The 14856-nt window shown below is 61.3% G+C and carries 13 protein-coding genes and 1 pseudogene; 8 read left to right on the top strand and 6 right to left on the bottom strand.

Annotation, left to right across the window (positions count from 1 at the left end):
* Positions 1–12 precede the first annotated feature (12 nt).
* Positions 13–1305, top strand: a complete 1293-nt coding sequence (locus ACFZPT_RS01550; RefSeq protein WP_099312918.1) for an FAD-binding oxidoreductase — start codon at positions 13–15, stop codon at positions 1303–1305.
* Here the strand turns inward: ACFZPT_RS01550 and ACFZPT_RS01545 are convergent, their stop codons facing one another.
* Positions 1306–1530 carry a DUF1127 domain-containing protein gene (locus tag ACFZPT_RS01545; RefSeq protein ID WP_099312919.1) on the bottom strand — a complete coding sequence of 75 codons (225 nt, stop codon included), beginning with the start codon at positions 1528–1530 and terminating at the stop codon, positions 1306–1308. It lies immediately after the preceding gene.
* A 164-nt stretch (positions 1531–1694) separates the two neighbouring features.
* On the opposite strand from ACFZPT_RS01545, the gene ACFZPT_RS01540 reads away from it, so the two are divergent.
* Together ACFZPT_RS01540 and ACFZPT_RS01535 are read left to right on the top strand one after the other, a co-directional pair.
* On the top strand, positions 1695–3119 hold the full coding sequence (locus ACFZPT_RS01540) for a PLP-dependent aminotransferase family protein (RefSeq protein ID WP_099312920.1): 1425 nt from the start codon (positions 1695–1697) through the stop codon (positions 3117–3119).
* A 62-nt stretch (positions 3120–3181) separates the two neighbouring features.
* A complete protein-coding gene (locus tag ACFZPT_RS01535) occupies positions 3182–4750 on the top strand; it encodes a phospholipase D family protein (protein WP_099312921.1) in 1569 nt (522 codons plus the stop codon).
* Here ACFZPT_RS01535 and ACFZPT_RS01530 read toward each other — a convergent pair.
* Entirely contained in the window at positions 4747–5892 is a 1146-nt protein-coding gene (locus ACFZPT_RS01530) for an MFS transporter (protein ID WP_034101471.1), read from the bottom strand. The two genes, ACFZPT_RS01535 and ACFZPT_RS01530, sit on opposite strands and share 4 nt — an antisense overlap.
* 182 nt (positions 5893–6074) lie before the next feature.
* Complete coding sequence (locus ACFZPT_RS01525) at positions 6075–7568, bottom strand: aldehyde dehydrogenase (protein WP_099312922.1); 1494 nt, start codon at positions 7566–7568, stop codon at positions 6075–6077.
* Positions 7569–7797: 229 nt separating this feature from the next.
* Between ACFZPT_RS01525 and ACFZPT_RS01520 the strand changes: the two genes are divergently transcribed.
* Positions 7798–8160, top strand: coding sequence for a cupin domain-containing protein (locus tag ACFZPT_RS01520; RefSeq protein WP_034101473.1), 363 nt, complete (start codon positions 7798–7800; stop codon positions 8158–8160).
* 71 nt (positions 8161–8231) lie between these two features.
* Here the strand turns inward: ACFZPT_RS01520 and rpmG are convergent, their stop codons facing one another.
* Both rpmG and rpmB read right to left on the bottom strand, forming a co-directional pair.
* Positions 8232–8387 carry a 50S ribosomal protein L33 gene (gene rpmG / locus ACFZPT_RS01515; RefSeq protein ID WP_003176906.1) on the bottom strand — a complete coding sequence of 52 codons (156 nt, stop codon included), beginning with the start codon at positions 8385–8387 and terminating at the stop codon, positions 8232–8234.
* 11 nt (positions 8388–8398) lie between these two features.
* Positions 8399–8632, bottom strand: coding sequence for a 50S ribosomal protein L28 (gene rpmB / locus ACFZPT_RS01510; protein ID WP_034101474.1), 234 nt, complete (start codon positions 8630–8632; stop codon positions 8399–8401).
* Positions 8633–9090: 458 nt separating this feature from the next.
* On the opposite strand from rpmB, the gene ACFZPT_RS01505 reads away from it, so the two are divergent.
* Positions 9091–10683, top strand: a complete 1593-nt coding sequence (locus tag ACFZPT_RS01505; RefSeq protein ID WP_034101475.1) for an ABC transporter substrate-binding protein — start codon at positions 9091–9093, stop codon at positions 10681–10683.
* Positions 10684–10706: 23 nt separating this feature from the next.
* On the opposite strand, the gene radC is transcribed toward ACFZPT_RS01505, so the two are convergent.
* Positions 10707–11381: a DNA repair protein RadC gene (gene radC / locus ACFZPT_RS01500; RefSeq protein ID WP_034101476.1), complete on the bottom strand. Its 675-nt coding sequence runs from the start codon at positions 11379–11381 to the stop codon at positions 10707–10709.
* 142 nt (positions 11382–11523) lie between these two features.
* On the opposite strand from radC, the gene coaBC reads away from it, so the two are divergent.
* From coaBC to ACFZPT_RS01485, 3 genes and pseudogenes are all read left to right on the top strand, one after another.
* A complete protein-coding gene (coaBC, locus tag ACFZPT_RS01495) occupies positions 11524–12732 on the top strand; it encodes a bifunctional phosphopantothenoylcysteine decarboxylase/phosphopantothenate--cysteine ligase CoaBC (RefSeq protein ID WP_034101477.1) in 1209 nt (402 codons plus the stop codon).
* Between the two features lie 5 nt (positions 12733–12737).
* Positions 12738–13193 (top strand): dUTP diphosphatase, encoded by a 456-nt coding sequence (dut, locus tag ACFZPT_RS01490; RefSeq protein WP_034101478.1) that lies wholly within the window; start codon positions 12738–12740, stop codon positions 13191–13193.
* Positions 13194–13434: 241 nt separating this feature from the next.
* Positions 13435–14856 (top strand): annotated as a pseudogene (locus ACFZPT_RS01485) (phosphomannomutase/phosphoglucomutase); the annotation flags it as partial.

Here is a 14856-nt window from a genome sequence, read left to right as displayed (position 1 = left end):
AGGGATGCGCCCATGACCGCCAGCGCCCGGCACGCCGATTCCTACTACGCCGCCAGCAGCCTACCTCTGCCTGATTACCCAGCGTTGACAGGGGAAGTCACGGCCGACGTGTGCGTGGTCGGCGGCGGTTTTTCCGGGCTCAACACCGCACTGGAACTGGCCGACCGGGGTTTCAGCGTAGTGCTGCTGGAAGCCCGCAAAGTCGCCTGGGGCGCCAGCGGACGTAATGGCGGCCAGCTGATTCGCGGCGTCGGCCATGGGCTCGACCAGTTCGCCAACGTCATCGGCACCGACGGCGTGCGCCAGATGAAGCAGATGGGCCTGGAAGCTGTGGAGATCGTGCGCGAGCGCGTCGAGCGCTTCCAGATCCCTTGCGACCTGACCTGGGGCTATTGCGACCTCGCCAACAAACCTCGCGATCTGCAGGGCCTGGCCGAAGATGCCGAAGAACTGCGCAGCCTTGGTTATCGTCATGAAGTGCGCTTGCTGCAAGCCAACGAAATGAGCAGCGTGATCGGCTCCGAGCGCTACGTCGGAGGCATGATAGACATGGGTTCCGGCCACCTGCACCCGCTGAACCTGGCCCTTGGCGAAGCTGCCGCCGCCGAGCGGCTGGGCGTGAGGCTGTTCGAACAGTCAGAAGTGACCCGCATCGACTACGGCTCCGAGGTCCGAGTCCACAGCGCCCAGGGTATGGTGCGCGCAAAGACGCTGGTGCTGGCCTGCAACGCTTATCTCAACGGTCTCAACCCTCACCTGAGCGGCAAGGTATTACCCGCCGGCAGCTATATCATCGCCACCGAACCCTTGAGTGAAGCCAAGGCCACGCAATTACTACCGCAGAACATGGCGGTGTGTGATCAGCGAGTCACCGTGGATTACTTCCGGCTGTCCGCCGATCGTCGCCTGCTGTTCGGTGGTGCTTGTCATTATTCCGGACGCGACCCCAAGGACATCGGCGCTTATATGCGTCCGAAAATGCTGCAAGTGTTCCCGCAGCTGGCCGACGTGAAGATCGATTACCAATGGGGCGGCATGATCGGCATCGGCGCCAATCGCCTGCCGCAGATCGGTCGCCTGGCCGATCAACCCAATGTGTATTACGCCCAGGCTTACGCCGGCCATGGCCTCAACGCCACGCATCTGGCGGGCCGGCTGCTGGCCGAAGCGATCAGCGGCCAACAGCAGGGGCGTTTCGATCTGTTCGCCCAAGTGCCGCATATGACCTTCCCCGGTGGCAAGCATTTGCGCTCGCCGCTGCTGGCGCTAGGCATGCTTTGGCACCGTCTCAAAGAGCTGCTCTGATCAATCGCGCCAGAACGGTTTCAGACCTTCCTCCCGCGCCTGTCGGGCACTCAAGCCGATGTCGCGCAGTTGCTCGCCGGTCATGCTCAGCAAAGCCTTGCGCGTGTGGCGACGGCGCCAGAACAGCCCCCAACGACTGATATCGCCCGGCGTTGCGGCCCGTGCGTGGTCAGCCTCCAGTTCCTGACTGTGTAACCTCAGGCGCACATCGCTTATGCCGTTCATTTTGTTGCCCCTCATTTGCCGGTTGCCATGAGCGACTAGAATGAGCGAGCGAGCAAAACCATTACAGATTCAACCTTTATCTATTAAATCCATACAGATACTGCCACTGGGTGGCTGAATCCTGTATTTTCCCAGGATCTGTACTGGTCCCGGGAGCGACCGCCATGACCCTCTACGTCAACCTCGCCGAACTGCTGGGCACTCGCATCGAACAAGGCTTCTATCGCCCCGGCGACCGGTTGCCCTCCGTCCGTGCGTTGAGTGTGGAGCACGGGGTCAGCCTGAGCACCGTGCAACAGGCCTATCGCTTGCTGGAAGACAACGGCCTGGCAACCCCCAAACCCAAGTCCGGGTACTTCGTACCCGTGGGCCGTGAGCTGCCCGCCCTGCCGGAAATAGGCCGTCCGGCCCAGCGCCCAGTGGAGATTTCCCAATGGGATCAGGTGCTGGAACTTATTCGCGCCCTACCGCGTAAAGACGTCATACAGATGGGCCGCGGCATGCCCGATGTGTTGTCACCCACCCTCAAACCCCTGCTGCGCAGCCTGGCCCGCGTCAGTCGACGCCAGGATCTTCCCGGCCTGTATTACGACAACATTCTCGGCTGTATGGAGTTGCGCGAGCAGATTGCTCGACTGTCATTGGATTCCGGCTGCCAACTGGGCGCCGAAGACATCGTGATCACCACCGGCTGCCACGAGGCACTCTCCGCCAGCATCCACGCCATCTGTGAGCCCGGCGATATCGTCGCGGTAGACTCGCCGAGCTTCCATGGCGCCATGCAGACCCTCAAAGGCCTGGGCATGAAGGCCCTGGAAATTCCTACCGACCCGCTCACCGGCATCAGCCTCGAAGCGCTGGAGCTGGCCTTAGAGCAGTGGCCGATCAAGGTCATCCAGTTGACCCCCAACTGTAACAACCCGCTGGGCTATATCATGCCCGAGGCACGCAAGCGTGCGCTGCTGAACCTGGCCCAGCGCTTCGATGTGGCAATTATCGAAGACGATGTATACGGCGAATTGGCCTACAGCTACCCACGCCCGCGCACGATCAAATCCTTCGATGAAGACGGCCGCGTACTGTTGTGCAGTTCATTCTCCAAAACCCTCGCCCCAGGCCTGCGTATTGGCTGGGTTGCACCGGGGCGCTATTTGGAGCGAGTGCTGCACATGAAATACATCAGCACCGGTTCTACCGCCACACAGCCGCAGATCGCGATCGCCGAATTCCTCAAGGGCGGTCATTTCGAACCACATTTGCGACGGATGCGTACCCAATACCAGCGCAATCGTGACCTGATGCTCGATTGGGTCAGCCGGTATTTTCCCGCTGGCACCCGCGCCAGCCGGCCTCAGGGCAGCTTCATGCTGTGGGTAGAACTACCGGAGGGCTTCGACACCCTCAAACTCAACCGTGTGCTGGTAGAACAAGGCGTACAGGTGGCTGTAGGAAGCATCTTTTCTGCATCCGGCAAGTACCGCAATTGCCTGCGCATGAACTACGCTGCCAAGCCAACCCCGCAGATCGAAGAGGCAGTGCGCAAGGTCGGCATCGCCGCGAGCAAAATGCTGGCCGAATCAGCGGACTGACCTTTCACGGCAAATAGCCGTCATATGCCGACTACTGCCCTGATCCGGAAGCGACTCCCTTGATGATCCAACGGCTTTTACCGTTCCTCCTGTTGGGAGCCCTCGCCCTGGGCGGCTGCGCCACGGTGACTGCGCCTCGAGTGCCCAGCGACGCACTGCCGGCCGGGCAATCCTCGTTCGGCCGCTCTATCCAGGCCCAGGCGGCGCCCTATCAAGGGCGCTCGGGCTTTCGCCTGCTGCCCAACAGCAGCGAAGCCTTTATGGCCCGCGCCGAACTGATCCGCAACGCCCAGACCAGCCTCGACCTGCAGTACTACATCGTGCATGACGGCATCAGCACGCGCATGCTGGTGGACGAACTGCTCAAAGCCGCCGACCGTGGCGTGCGTGTACGCATCCTGCTGGACGACACCACCAGCGACGGCCTCGACCAGGTGATCGCCACCCTCGCCGCCCACCCCAACATCCAAATCCGCCTGTTCAACCCGCTGCATCTGGGGCGCAGCACGGGCGCCACTCGGGCCATGGGCCGCCTGTTCAACCTGTCGCTGCAACACCGGCGCATGCACAACAAGCTGTGGTTGGCGGACAACAGTGCAGCCATCGTCGGCGGCCGCAACCTTGGGGATGAGTATTTCGACGCCGAGCCCAATCTGAATTTCACCGATATCGACATGCTCAGCGTCGGGCCGGTGGCCGAGCAATTGGGTCACAGTTTCGATCAATACTGGAACAGCGCCCTGAGCAAACCGATCGACAACTTCGTCTCTACCCTGCCCTCCAAAGACGATCTGGCCGCCGCCCGCGCGGGCCTGGCGGCGTCATTGGCGGAGTCGCGCCAACAACACCATGCCCTGTACAACCGCTTGCGCGCCTACCAGACCCAACCACGCATGGACATCTGGCGCCGCGAACTGATCTGGGCCTGGAACCAGGCGCTGTGGGATGCACCGAGCAAGGTGCTAGCCAAGGCCGACCCGGACCCGCAGCTACTGCTGACCACTCAACTGGCACCTGAGCTGGAAAGGGTCAACCGTGAACTGATGATGATTTCGGCGTACTTCGTGCCAGGCCAACCTGGGCTGGTGTACCTCACCGGGCTCGCCGATGCCGGCGTATCAGTCAGCCTGCTGACCAACTCCCTGGAAGCCACGGACGTACCGGCTGTGCACGGCGGTTACGCGCCGTACCGCAAAGCGTTGCTGGAGCACGGCGTGAAGCTGTACGAACTGCGCCGCCAACCCGGCGACCCGAGCGCCGGCAGTGGGCCGCATCTGTTCCGGCGCGGCTCGTTCCGCGGTTCGGACTCCAGCCTGCACAGCAAGGCAATGATCTTTGATGGCGAGAAATCATTTATCGGCTCGTTCAACTTCGATCCCCGCTCGGTGCTGTGGAACACCGAGGTCGGGGTGCTGGTGGACAGCCCCGAACTGGCCGAGCACGTACGCAACCTGGCGCTGCAAGGCATGGCGCCCGCCCTCAGCTATGAGGCGAAACTACAAGACGGCCAAGTGGTGTGGGTAACCGAAGATGACGGCCAACTGCACACCCTGACGCGCGAGCCAGGCAGTTGGTGGCGGCGGTTCAATGCGTGGTTCGCTACCTCGGTCGGCCTGGAGCGCATGCTTTAAGAACAAGGCTGTGTAGCGCCGAAAGCACCTTTGCGCATTAACAACAGCACCAGCCCCAATGCCCCGGCAGCCATCAGCAACGGCAGTGCGTGCCCGCTGACCCATTGGCTGCCGGCGCCAGCGATCAATGGCCCCAACAGACACCCGATGCCCCATAGCTGCGCGATATGGGCGTTGGCCCGCACCAGCGCGTCGTCGCGGTAGCGCTCGCCGATCAGAATCAACGACAGCGTGAACAACCCGCCCGCACTGGCGCCGAACAGCACCCACACCGGCCAGATCAGCAGCGTGTGCAGCAGCGCAGGAATTGCCAGGCTCGATGCCAGCAACAGCAGCGCACAGCCGAGAAACAGGGTGCGACGTGGCAAATAATCGGCCAGCGCGCCGATGGGCAATTGCAGCAACGCATCGCCGACGACCACCGTGCTGACCATCGCCAGGGCAATCTCGGCGCTGAATCCCTGTTGCAGGCAGTACACCGGCAGCAGTGTCAGGATCATCGCTTCGAACGCGGCGAACAGCGCCACCGCCCAGGCAATGGCCGGAAGGCTCCGGCAAAAACGCCAAAGCTCGGCGAAAGTGACGCTAAACGAATCGGCCGTCGGCGCGCCGGAACGCCCCAGCAACAGCAACGGCGCAACCATCAGCAGCCCTACGCCGACCCAGAAACCGTAGTCATGCCCGGTGCCGATCACACCCAACAACAACGGGCCCGACAGTTGGCTCAGCGCATAGCTGCAGCCATACAGCGCCACCAGCCGGCCACGCCATTGCTCCACCACTAATTGATTGATCCAGCTCTCGCCAAGGATAAAAACAATGGTCAGGATCACCCCAATCATCAAACGCAGCACCAGCCACACGGGATAACTGGGCAGGATCGCCAGTAAACCGATGGACACCGCACCCGCCCACAGACACAAACGCATCAGGTTTGCCGTACCGAGCCAAGCGGCCAAGCGGCTGGAAAGCTTAGCGCCGAGCAGCACGCCGAAGGCCGGCATCGCGGCCATTACGCCAATGGCGAAACTGCCGTAGCCCCAGCTCTCCAGGCGCAGGGAGACCAGCGGCATACTGACGCCCAGGGCCAAGCCCACGCTGAGTACCGAAGCCAGGACGGCAAAGTAAGTCGCCCAACGCATTGCCACGCTCCTGTGGATAATTATTTTCTAGGTTCAAAACGAACTGTAGGAGCGAGCTTGTGCGGGAGCCGGGCTTGCCCGCGATGCAAACGCCTCGGTGTGTCAGCCACACTTCGGTGATGCTATCGCAGGCAAGCCGGCTCCCACACAAGCTCGCTCCTACACAGGCCCGGCAGTGTTGCTTACAGCTTGATCCAGGTGGCCTTCAGCTCGGTGTACTTGTCGAACGCATGCAGCGACTTGTCGCGACCGTTGCCCGATTGCTTGAAGCCACCGAACGGCGCAGTCATGTCGCCGCCATCGTACTGGTTGACCCACACACTACCCGCGCGCAGCGCCTTGGCGGTCAGGTGCGCCTTGGAGATATCCGCAGTCCACACCGCCGCAGCCAGGCCGTATTGGGTGTCGTTGGCGATCTTGATCGCTTCTTCGGCGCTGTCGAAGGTGATCACCGACAGCACCGGGCCGAAGATTTCTTCCTGGGCGATTCTCATGGCATTGGTCACACCATCGAAAATCGTCGGTTCGACGTAGGTGCCGCCGGTCTCTTCCAGCGTGCGCTTGCCGCCCGCCACCAGCTTGGCGCCGTCGGCGTGACCGGCTTCGATGTAGGACAGCACGGTGTTCATCTGCTGGGTGTCCACCAGGGCGCCGACATTGGTCGCCGGGTCCAGCGGGTTGCCAGGTTTCCAGCCTTTGAGGGCCTCGATCACCAGGGGCAGGAATGTGTCCTTGATCGAGCGCTCCACCAGCAGGCGCGAACCGGCGGTGCACACTTCACCCTGGTTGAAGGCAATGGCACTGGCGGCCGACTCGGCAGCGGCCTGCAGATCGGGGGCGTCGGCGAACACGATGTTGGGGCTCTTGCCGCCTGCTTCCAACCAAACACGCTTCATGTTCGACTCACCAGAGCGAATCAACAGCTGCTTGGCGATCTTGGTCGAGCCAGTGAACACCAGCGTGTCGACGTCCATGTGCAGCGCCAAGGCGTTACCCACGGTGTGGCCGTAGCCTGGTAGAACGTTGAATACGCCTTTCGGAATCCCCGCTTCAACGGCCAGGGCCGCGATACGGATGGCGGTCAGCGGAGATTTTTCGGACGGCTTGAGGATCACCGAGTTACCGGTGGATAGTGCCGGGCCGAGTTTCCAGCAGGCCATCATCAACGGGAAGTTCCACGGCACGATGGCGCCAACCACGCCGACCGGCTCACGGGTCACCAGGCCCAGTTGATCATGGGGGGTGGCCGCGACTTCATCGTAGATCTTATCGATGGCTTCACCGCTCCAGCTCAAGGCATTGGCGGCACCGGGCACGTCGATATACAGGGAGTCGCTGATAGGCTTGCCCATGTCCAGGGTTTCGAGCAGCGCCAGCTCTTCGGCATTGGCTTTGAGCAGCGCGCCGAAACGGATCATGGTGGCTTTGCGTTTGGCCGGCGCCAGGCGTGACCACACGCCGGAATTGAAGGTGGCACGGGCGTTTTCCACGGCGCGCTGGGCATCGTCGGCGTCACAGCTGGCAACGGTGGCCAGCAGGCGGCCATCGACCGGGCTGATGCACTCGAAGGTGTCGCCGGAAACGGCGGCGGTGTATTCGCCATTGATGTAGGCGCGGCCTTCGATCTTCAGATCCTTGGCGCGTTGTTCCCAGTCGGCACGGGTCAGGGTGGTCATGCGAGTGTCCTCCTCTTATTGAATACGAGGGCCAGGCGATGTCGTCCGGCAGCCTCAAAGAATTCTTGCCCGCCAGCCAGCTGTTCGGCCCAAGGCAGCTGCCACCCTAAACCAGCGGCCAGGGATGTTTCAATATATTTGACATAACGGCGGCAAACGCCCTTGCGATGTTCATTTTAATAAACATAGACTTTGGCCTCACCAACCGCAGGCCAGACGGGACATGCACATGAGCATCCAGGACATCGTCGACTTTAGCCAAGCCAACACCGCCCCCGAACGCTACCGCCCTGGCGCGGAAAAAATCCTCAAGGGCGACCCCGAGCAAACCCTCTACAACCACTACAACAGCCCCTGTGGTCAGATGAATGCGGGGGTCTGGGAAGGCGAAGTGGGGCAATGGAAAGTTAACTACACCGAACATGAATACTGCGAGATCGTGCAGGGCGTCTCGGTACTGCGCGATGATCAGGGCAACGCCAAGACCCTGCGCGCTGGCGACCGCTTCGTGATCCCCGCCGGTTTCACCGGGACCTGGGAAGTGCTCGAACCTTGTCGCAAAATCTACGTGGTGTTCGAACAGAAAGCCTGATCAGCAAATCGCACGCAAAAAAAAGCCCGCATCGTGAGATACGGGCTTTTTTTCACAAGGAAGGAAATCAATTACTTGATTTTGCCTTCTTTGTAGATCACGTGCTTGCGAACGCGCGGGTCGAACATTTTCTTTTCGAGCTTGTCCGGGGTAGTACGCTTGTTCTTGTCGGTAGTGTAGAAGTGACCAGTACCGGCGCTAGAGATCATTCGAATCAATTCACGCATGATATAGCTCCTTAAACCTTGGCAGCGCGGCGGATGTCGGCCAGCACGGCAGTGATGCCACGCTTGTCGATGATACGCATGCCTTTGGCGGATACGCGCAGACGCACGAAACGTTTCTCTTCTTCAACCCAGAAGCGGTGATGCTGCAGGTTCGGCAGGAAACGACGACGGGTTTTGTTATTTGCGTGGGAAATGTTATTCCCAGTCACCGGACCCTTACCGGTAACTTGACAGACTCTCGACATGCCTCAGCCCTCTAAAACCACATGCCCAACCCGGCATGGGTTGGCCGCTTAATCTCTCAGTCATTTGGCGCCAGGCGCCGCGTTTCTTTAGGGTCTTACCGGCTACACCTACAAGCGAAGGAACCGGGCCCCTAGAAAAGAGCGCTGCTTTATACCAGAAAGACCCAGGTGCAACAACAGCCCGTGTGTTTTTACCGACTTAATTCCAAGCCGCTAACGCCCGAACCGCTGCCAGGAGGGGCCGCCCTTACAGCTGACCGCTCGTCGCACAGAATCAGTTCGAGCCCCCACCCACGCGATCAGGCGCACGCAGAAACTCACCGAGGCGCCATCAAAACAGTATTTTCGGCAAAAGCACAGGCAAAAATGGGCTAGTCATTTATCGATCAGACCTCTACGGTAGGACTTTTCCAGACTGCACTCGCAGATGGGCCTACGATCTGCAAAGGAAACCTAATATGCGCCTCGCAGCCCTGCCGCTCTTGCTTGCCCCTCTCTTTATTACGCCGCTGGCCTCTGCCGCCAGCAATTTGAGCGTCTGCACCGAGGCCAGCCCCGAGGGGTTCGATGTGGTGCAGTACAACTCGCTGACCACCACCAACGCCTCGGCCGATGTGCTGATGAACCGTCTGGTGGACTACGACGCCACCAGCGGCAAGCTCGTGCCCAGCCTGGCCGACAGTTGGGAAGTCTCGCCCGATGGCCTGACCTACACCTTCAAACTGCACCCCAACGTAAAATTCCACCGCACCGAGTATTTCACCCCAAGCCGAACGCTGACGGCCGAAGACGTGCGCTTCAGCTTCGAACGCATGCTCGACCCGGCCAACCCTTGGCATAAGATCGCTCAAAGTGGCTTCCCCCATGCCCAATCCCTGCAATTGCCCACGCTGATCAAGAAGATCGACGCCCTCGACCCACTGACGGTGCGCTTCACCCTGGACCACGCCGACTCCACATTTCTCTCGGCCCTGAGCATGGGCTTCGCGTCTATCTACCCAGCGGAGTACGCCGACAAACTGCTCAAGGCCGGCACGCCGGAGAAACTCAACAGCCACCCTATCGGCACCGGCCCCTTCGTTTTTGTGCGCTTTCAAAAAGATGCCGTGGTTCGCTACAAGGCCAACCCAGATTACTTCGCTGGCAAACCGGCTGTGGATAACTTGATCTTCGCAATCACCCCCGATGCCAATGTGCGCCTACAGAAGCTGCATCGCGACGAATGCCAGATCGCCCTGTCGCCCAAGCCTCTGGATGTGGGCGAGGCCCAAAAGGATGCCGCTCTCAAAGTGGAGAAAACCGCTGCGTTCATGACCGCTTTCGTGGCCATCAACAGCCAGCACCCACCCCTGGACAAGCCCGAAGTGCGCCAGGCTATCAACTTGGCATTCGACAAGGCCAGCTACCTCAAGGCCGTATTCGAAAGCACCGCCGAAGCCGCCAGCGGGCCTTACCCGCCGAACACCTGGAGCTTTGCCAAGGAGTTGCCGGGTTATCCACAGGACCTCGCCAAAGCCAAAGCGCTGCTGGACCGCGCGGGGCTCAAGGACGGCTTCAAGACCACGATTTGGACGCGCCCCACCGGCAGCCTGCTGAATCCCAACCCTAACCTCGGCGCACAATTGCTTCAGGCGGACCTGGCCAAGGTCGGCATCCAGGCCGAGATCCGTGTGATCGAGTGGGGCGAGCTGATCCGCCGCGCCAAGGCCGGCGAGCACGACCTGCTGTTTATGGGCTGGGCCGGCGACAACGGCGACCCGGACAACTTCCTGACGCCGCAGTTTTCCTGCGCGGCGGTGAAGTCCGGCACCAACTTTGCGCGCTACTGCGACCCGACGCTCGACAAGCTGATCAGCGCCGGCAAGACCACCAGTGAACAAGGCGTGCGCAGCAAGCTGTATCAACAGGCCCAGGCGCAGATCCAGCAACAGGCGCTGTGGCTACCGCTGGCACACCCGACCGCCTTCGCCCTGACGCGCAAGGGTGTCGAGGGGTATCAGGTCAGTCCATTCGGACGCCAGGATTTCTCCAAGGTCAGCGTCAAGCCCTGAGCCCCGGCCCCCACCGGGCGGGGTCACATCCAGCCATGCTCGGCCATCGACAGCGGGTCGCCGTCGCCGACGATGATGTGGTCCAGCACCCGCACATCCACGACCTCCAACGCCTTTTGCAGCAGCTTGGTCAATTTTCGATCAGCTGCACTGGGCTCAAGGCTGCCGGAAGGGTGGTTATGACATAGGATCAACGCCGCCGCGTTGTAGGCCAGGGCGCGCTTGACCACTTGTCGCGGATAAACTATCGCGGCATCGATCGTCCCCTGGGACAACGCCTCGAAACCCAACACCCGGTGCCGCGAGTCGAGAAACAAGCAGCCGAATATTTCGTGAGGCTCATGCCGCAACATCGCTTTTAGGTAGTCGCGCACCACCACCGGGCTATCCAGTACGGAGTCTTTGCGCAAGCGTTCGGCCATATGCCGCCGGGACATTTCCAGTACTGCCTGCAATTGCGCAAATTTCGCCGGCCCCAGTCCCAACTGCTGGTTGAACAACGTCTGGCTGGCCTCGAGCAACGGCCGTAAGCCGCCGAACTGCGTCAGCAGATGGCGCGCCAGGTCCACCGCGCTGCGGCCTGCCACTCCTGTACGCAGGAAGATCGCCAGCAGCTCGGCGTCGGACAGACTTGCCGCGCCCCACTCCAAAAGTTTCTCCCGTGGCCGCTCTGCCGCCGGCCAATCGCGAATACTCATCCCACCTCCCTGTGCATGTGCGCCGCTGTTGCGTGGCGGTCGCTGTGTTATCGTAGGCCCTCTTTTTTGCCTGCGATTTCACCTGGGGAGGGGCATCGCAGGCGTCACTGAACTGGCTTCACTGAACTGGAAAGGCAAACCAATGCAGCGTCTGTATCGGAAACGCATCGTTCTCGGCGTCGGCGGCGGCATTGCCGCTTACAAGAGCGCCGAGTTGGTTCGCAGGCTCCTCGACCAGGGCGCCGAGGTGCGCGTGGTCATGACCCGCGGCGGCAGTGAGTTCATTACCCCGCTCACCATGCAGGCCCTGTCCGGCCACCCGGTTCACCTGGATCTGCTCGACCCTGCCGCCGAAGCAGCCATGGGCCATATCGAGCTGGCGAAATGGGCCGACCTGGTGCTGATCGCCCCGGCCACCGCCGATCTGATCGCCCGCCTGGCCCAAGGCATCGCCGACGATCTGCTGACCACTTTGGTACTGGCCACCGACGCTACCGTTGCCATCGCCCCGGCCATGAACCAGGCGATGTGGCGCGACCCGGCGACCCAGGCCAACACCCGACTCCTGCAAGACCGTGGCCTCAAAGTGTTCGGCCCCGCGTCCGGCAGCCAGGCCTGTGGCGACGTGGGCCTGGGCCGTATGCTCGAAGCCACTGACCTGGCGCAATGCGCCGCCGAGTGTTTCCAGCACCTGGCCCTGACGGGCAAGCACGTACTGATCACCGCCGGTCCGACCCAGGAAAACATCGACCCGGTCCGCTACATCACCAACCATAGCTCAGGGAAAATGGGCTTCGCCCTGGCCGAAGCTGCGGTTGAGGCAGGCGCACGCGTCACGCTCATCACCGGCCCGGTGCATTTGCCGACCCCGGACCGCGTCACGCGAATCGACGTAGTCAGCGCTCGCGACATGCTTGCAGCTTGTGAAGCAGCCATTCCGTGCGACCTGTTTATCGCTTCGGCGGCGGTGGCGGATTACCGGCCGGAAGTCGTCGCCCCGCAAAAGCTCAAGAAAGACCCTACAAGCGGCGACGGCCTGCTCCTGCAAATGGTGCGCAACCCGGACATCCTGGCAACCATCGCCACGCGTCCCGACCGCCCGTTCAGCGTCGGCTTTGCTGCCGAAACCGAGCACCTGCTGGACTACGCCGCACGCAAATTGAAAGACAAAAACCTCGACTTGATCGTTGCCAATGATGTCGCCAACCCGAGCATCGGCTTCAACAGCGAGGAAAACGCTTGCAGCGTGATCGACCGCCAGCTGCACGCCACCCTTTTCGCCCAGACCAGCAAGGGCAAGATTGCCCGCCAACTGATCTCTTTTATCGCCCAACGGCTGAACCAGGTTTAATTTACATGCACGCTTTGCAAGCCAAGATTCTCGACCCCCGCCTCGGCACCGATTTCCCACTGCCGGCCTACGCCACACCGGGTTCCGCCGGCCTGGACCTGCGCGCCATGCTCAAGCAAGACACCGTGCTCGAGCCAGGCCAGACCCTGCTGATCCCCACGGGCCTGTCCATCTACGTAGGCGACCCGGGCCTGGCCGCGCTGATCCTGCCGCGCTCCGGCCTGGGCCATAAGCACGGCATCGTGCTGGGCAATCTGGTGGGTCTGATCGACTCGGACTATCAAGGCGAGCTGATGGTGTCGTGCTGGAACCGTGGGCAAACCGCCTTCAACATCGCCGTTGGCGAGCGCATCGCCCAACTGGTGCTGGTGCCCGTGGTGCAGGCGCACTTCGAACTGGTACAGGAATTCGACGAAACCCAACGCGGCGCGGGCGGTTTTGGGCATTCCGGCAGCCACTGACTAAGCTGAATCGGGCCGGACACTGACGTCCGGCTCAATGCTTCTAGCGAGGCTCTTCAGGATGAAGAATGCGTGAATTTAATCGGAAATATTTATCCATTAAAATCAATGGCTTACGCAAATAAAATGACCGAACGCGAGCCGCGATGGCATTTGTGCACCACGAACTCTCTGCCGAAAACGCCGTCATACCCTTCAGCTTGAGCCTGCCGGCCCCCCCCATTTAGGCCAGCCTTGCCCCCTTCAGATGGAGTTTCCCCCCGCGATGAGTACCGCAGCCCGAGTAGCCCCGACGTTCCCCGACAGCATTTTCCGCGCCTATGACATTCGTGGTGTGGTCCCCAAGACCCTTACCGCCGAAACCGCCTACTGGATCGGCCGCGCCATCGGCGCGCAGAGCCTGGCGCAGGGCGAACCGAATGTATGCGTCGGCCGCGATGGCCGCTTGTCCGGCCCGGAACTGGTGGAGCAACTGATCCAGGGCCTGGCCGACAGCGGCTGCCATGTCAGCGATGTGGGCCTGGTGCCAACGCCGGCGTTGTACTACGCCGCCAACGTACTGGCCGGCAAATCCGGCGTGATGCTAACCGGCAGCCACAACCCGTCGGACTACAACGGCTTCAAGATCGTCATTGCCGGCGACACCCTGGCCAATGAACAGATCCAGGCCCTGCACACCCGCCTCAAAACCAACGACTTGACCAGCGGCCAGGGCAGCATCACCCAGGTCGACATCCTGCAGCGCTACTCCGATGAAATCACCCGCGACGTCAAACTCGCCCGCCGCCTCAAAGTGGTGGTGGACTGCGGCAATGGCGCCGCCGGTGTAATCGCTCCACAGCTGCTCGAAGCCCTGAATTGCGAAGTCGTCCCGCTGTTCTGCGACGTGGACGGCAACTTCCCCAACCATCACCCGGACCCGGGCAAGCCTGAAAACCTGGTGGACCTGATCGCCAAGGTCAAGGAAACCGGAGCTGACGTCGGCCTGGCCTTCGACGGCGACGGCGACCGTGTAGGGGTGGTCACCAACACTGGCGTGAACGTGTTCGCCGACCGCCTGTTGATGCTCTTCGCTCGCGATGTGGTCAAGCGCAACCCCAACGCCGAGATCATCTTTGATGTGAAGTGCACCCGTCGCCTCACGCCGCTGATCAAGGAATACGGCGGTCGCCCGCTAATGTGGAAGACCGGTCACTCGTTGATCAAAAAGAAAATGAAGGAAACCGGCGCCCTGCTGGCCGGCGAAATGAGCGGCCACGTGTTCTTCAAGGAGCGCTGGTTCGGCTTTGACGACGGCATTTACAGCGCCGCGCGCCTGCTAGAGATCCTCAGTAAGGAAGAATCCACCGCCGAAGAGCTGTTTCAGACCTTCCCGAACGATATTTCTACGCCAGAGATCAATATCCATGTGACCGAGGAGAGCAAATTCAGCATCATTGACGCACTGCACGATGCGCAATGGGGTGAAGGCGCCAACCTGACGTCCATTGATGGTGTGCGAGTCGATTACGCCAAAGGCTGGGGCCTGGTTCGCGCATCCAACACCACTCCGGTGTTGGTGCTGCGTTTCGAGGCGGATACCGAGGCTGAGTTGCAGCGCATCAAGGACGTGTTCCACGCCCAGTTGAAACGTGTTGCCCCTGATCTCCAATTACCGTTCTGA

The sequence above is a fragment of the Pseudomonas sp. MD330_10 genome (genome assembly GCF_042610415.1).
In the GTDB taxonomy this organism is placed as follows: Bacteria; Pseudomonadota; Gammaproteobacteria; order Pseudomonadales; family Pseudomonadaceae; genus Aquipseudomonas; species Aquipseudomonas rhodesiae.
Note: the sequence above shows the minus strand (reverse complement) of the source record. Positions and strands in the feature narration are given on the sequence as shown.

What these genes read in the sequence shown, in the direction of transcription:
- ACFZPT_RS01550 (WP_099312918.1), top strand. Translation starts at nt 13, where the DNA reads ATGACCGCCAGCGCCCGGCACGCCGATTCCTACTACGCCGCCAGCAGC.
- coaBC (WP_034101477.1), top strand. Translation starts at nt 11,524, where the DNA reads ATGCAGCGTCTGTATCGGAAACGCATCGTTCTCGGCGTCGGCGGCGGC.
- dut (WP_034101478.1), top strand. Translation starts at nt 12,738, where the DNA reads ATGCACGCTTTGCAAGCCAAGATTCTCGACCCCCGCCTCGGCACCGAT.
- ACFZPT_RS01535 (WP_099312921.1), top strand. Translation starts at nt 3,182, where the DNA reads ATGATCCAACGGCTTTTACCGTTCCTCCTGTTGGGAGCCCTCGCCCTG.
- ACFZPT_RS01530 (WP_034101471.1), bottom strand. Translation starts at nt 5,892, where the DNA reads ATGCGTTGGGCGACTTACTTTGCCGTCCTGGCTTCGGTACTCAGCGTG.
- ACFZPT_RS01545 (WP_099312919.1), bottom strand. Translation starts at nt 1,530, where the DNA reads ATGAACGGCATAAGCGATGTGCGCCTGAGGTTACACAGTCAGGAACTG.
- radC (WP_034101476.1), bottom strand. Translation starts at nt 11,381, where the DNA reads ATGAGTATTCGCGATTGGCCGGCGGCAGAGCGGCCACGGGAGAAACTT.
- ACFZPT_RS01520 (WP_034101473.1), top strand. Translation starts at nt 7,798, where the DNA reads ATGAGCATCCAGGACATCGTCGACTTTAGCCAAGCCAACACCGCCCCC.
- ACFZPT_RS01505 (WP_034101475.1), top strand. Translation starts at nt 9,091, where the DNA reads ATGCGCCTCGCAGCCCTGCCGCTCTTGCTTGCCCCTCTCTTTATTACG.
- ACFZPT_RS01540 (WP_099312920.1), top strand. Translation starts at nt 1,695, where the DNA reads ATGACCCTCTACGTCAACCTCGCCGAACTGCTGGGCACTCGCATCGAA.
- rpmG (WP_003176906.1), bottom strand. Translation starts at nt 8,387, where the DNA reads ATGCGTGAATTGATTCGAATGATCTCTAGCGCCGGTACTGGTCACTTC.
- ACFZPT_RS01525 (WP_099312922.1), bottom strand. Translation starts at nt 7,568, where the DNA reads ATGACCACCCTGACCCGTGCCGACTGGGAACAACGCGCCAAGGATCTG.
- rpmB (WP_034101474.1), bottom strand. Translation starts at nt 8,632, where the DNA reads ATGTCGAGAGTCTGTCAAGTTACCGGTAAGGGTCCGGTGACTGGGAAT.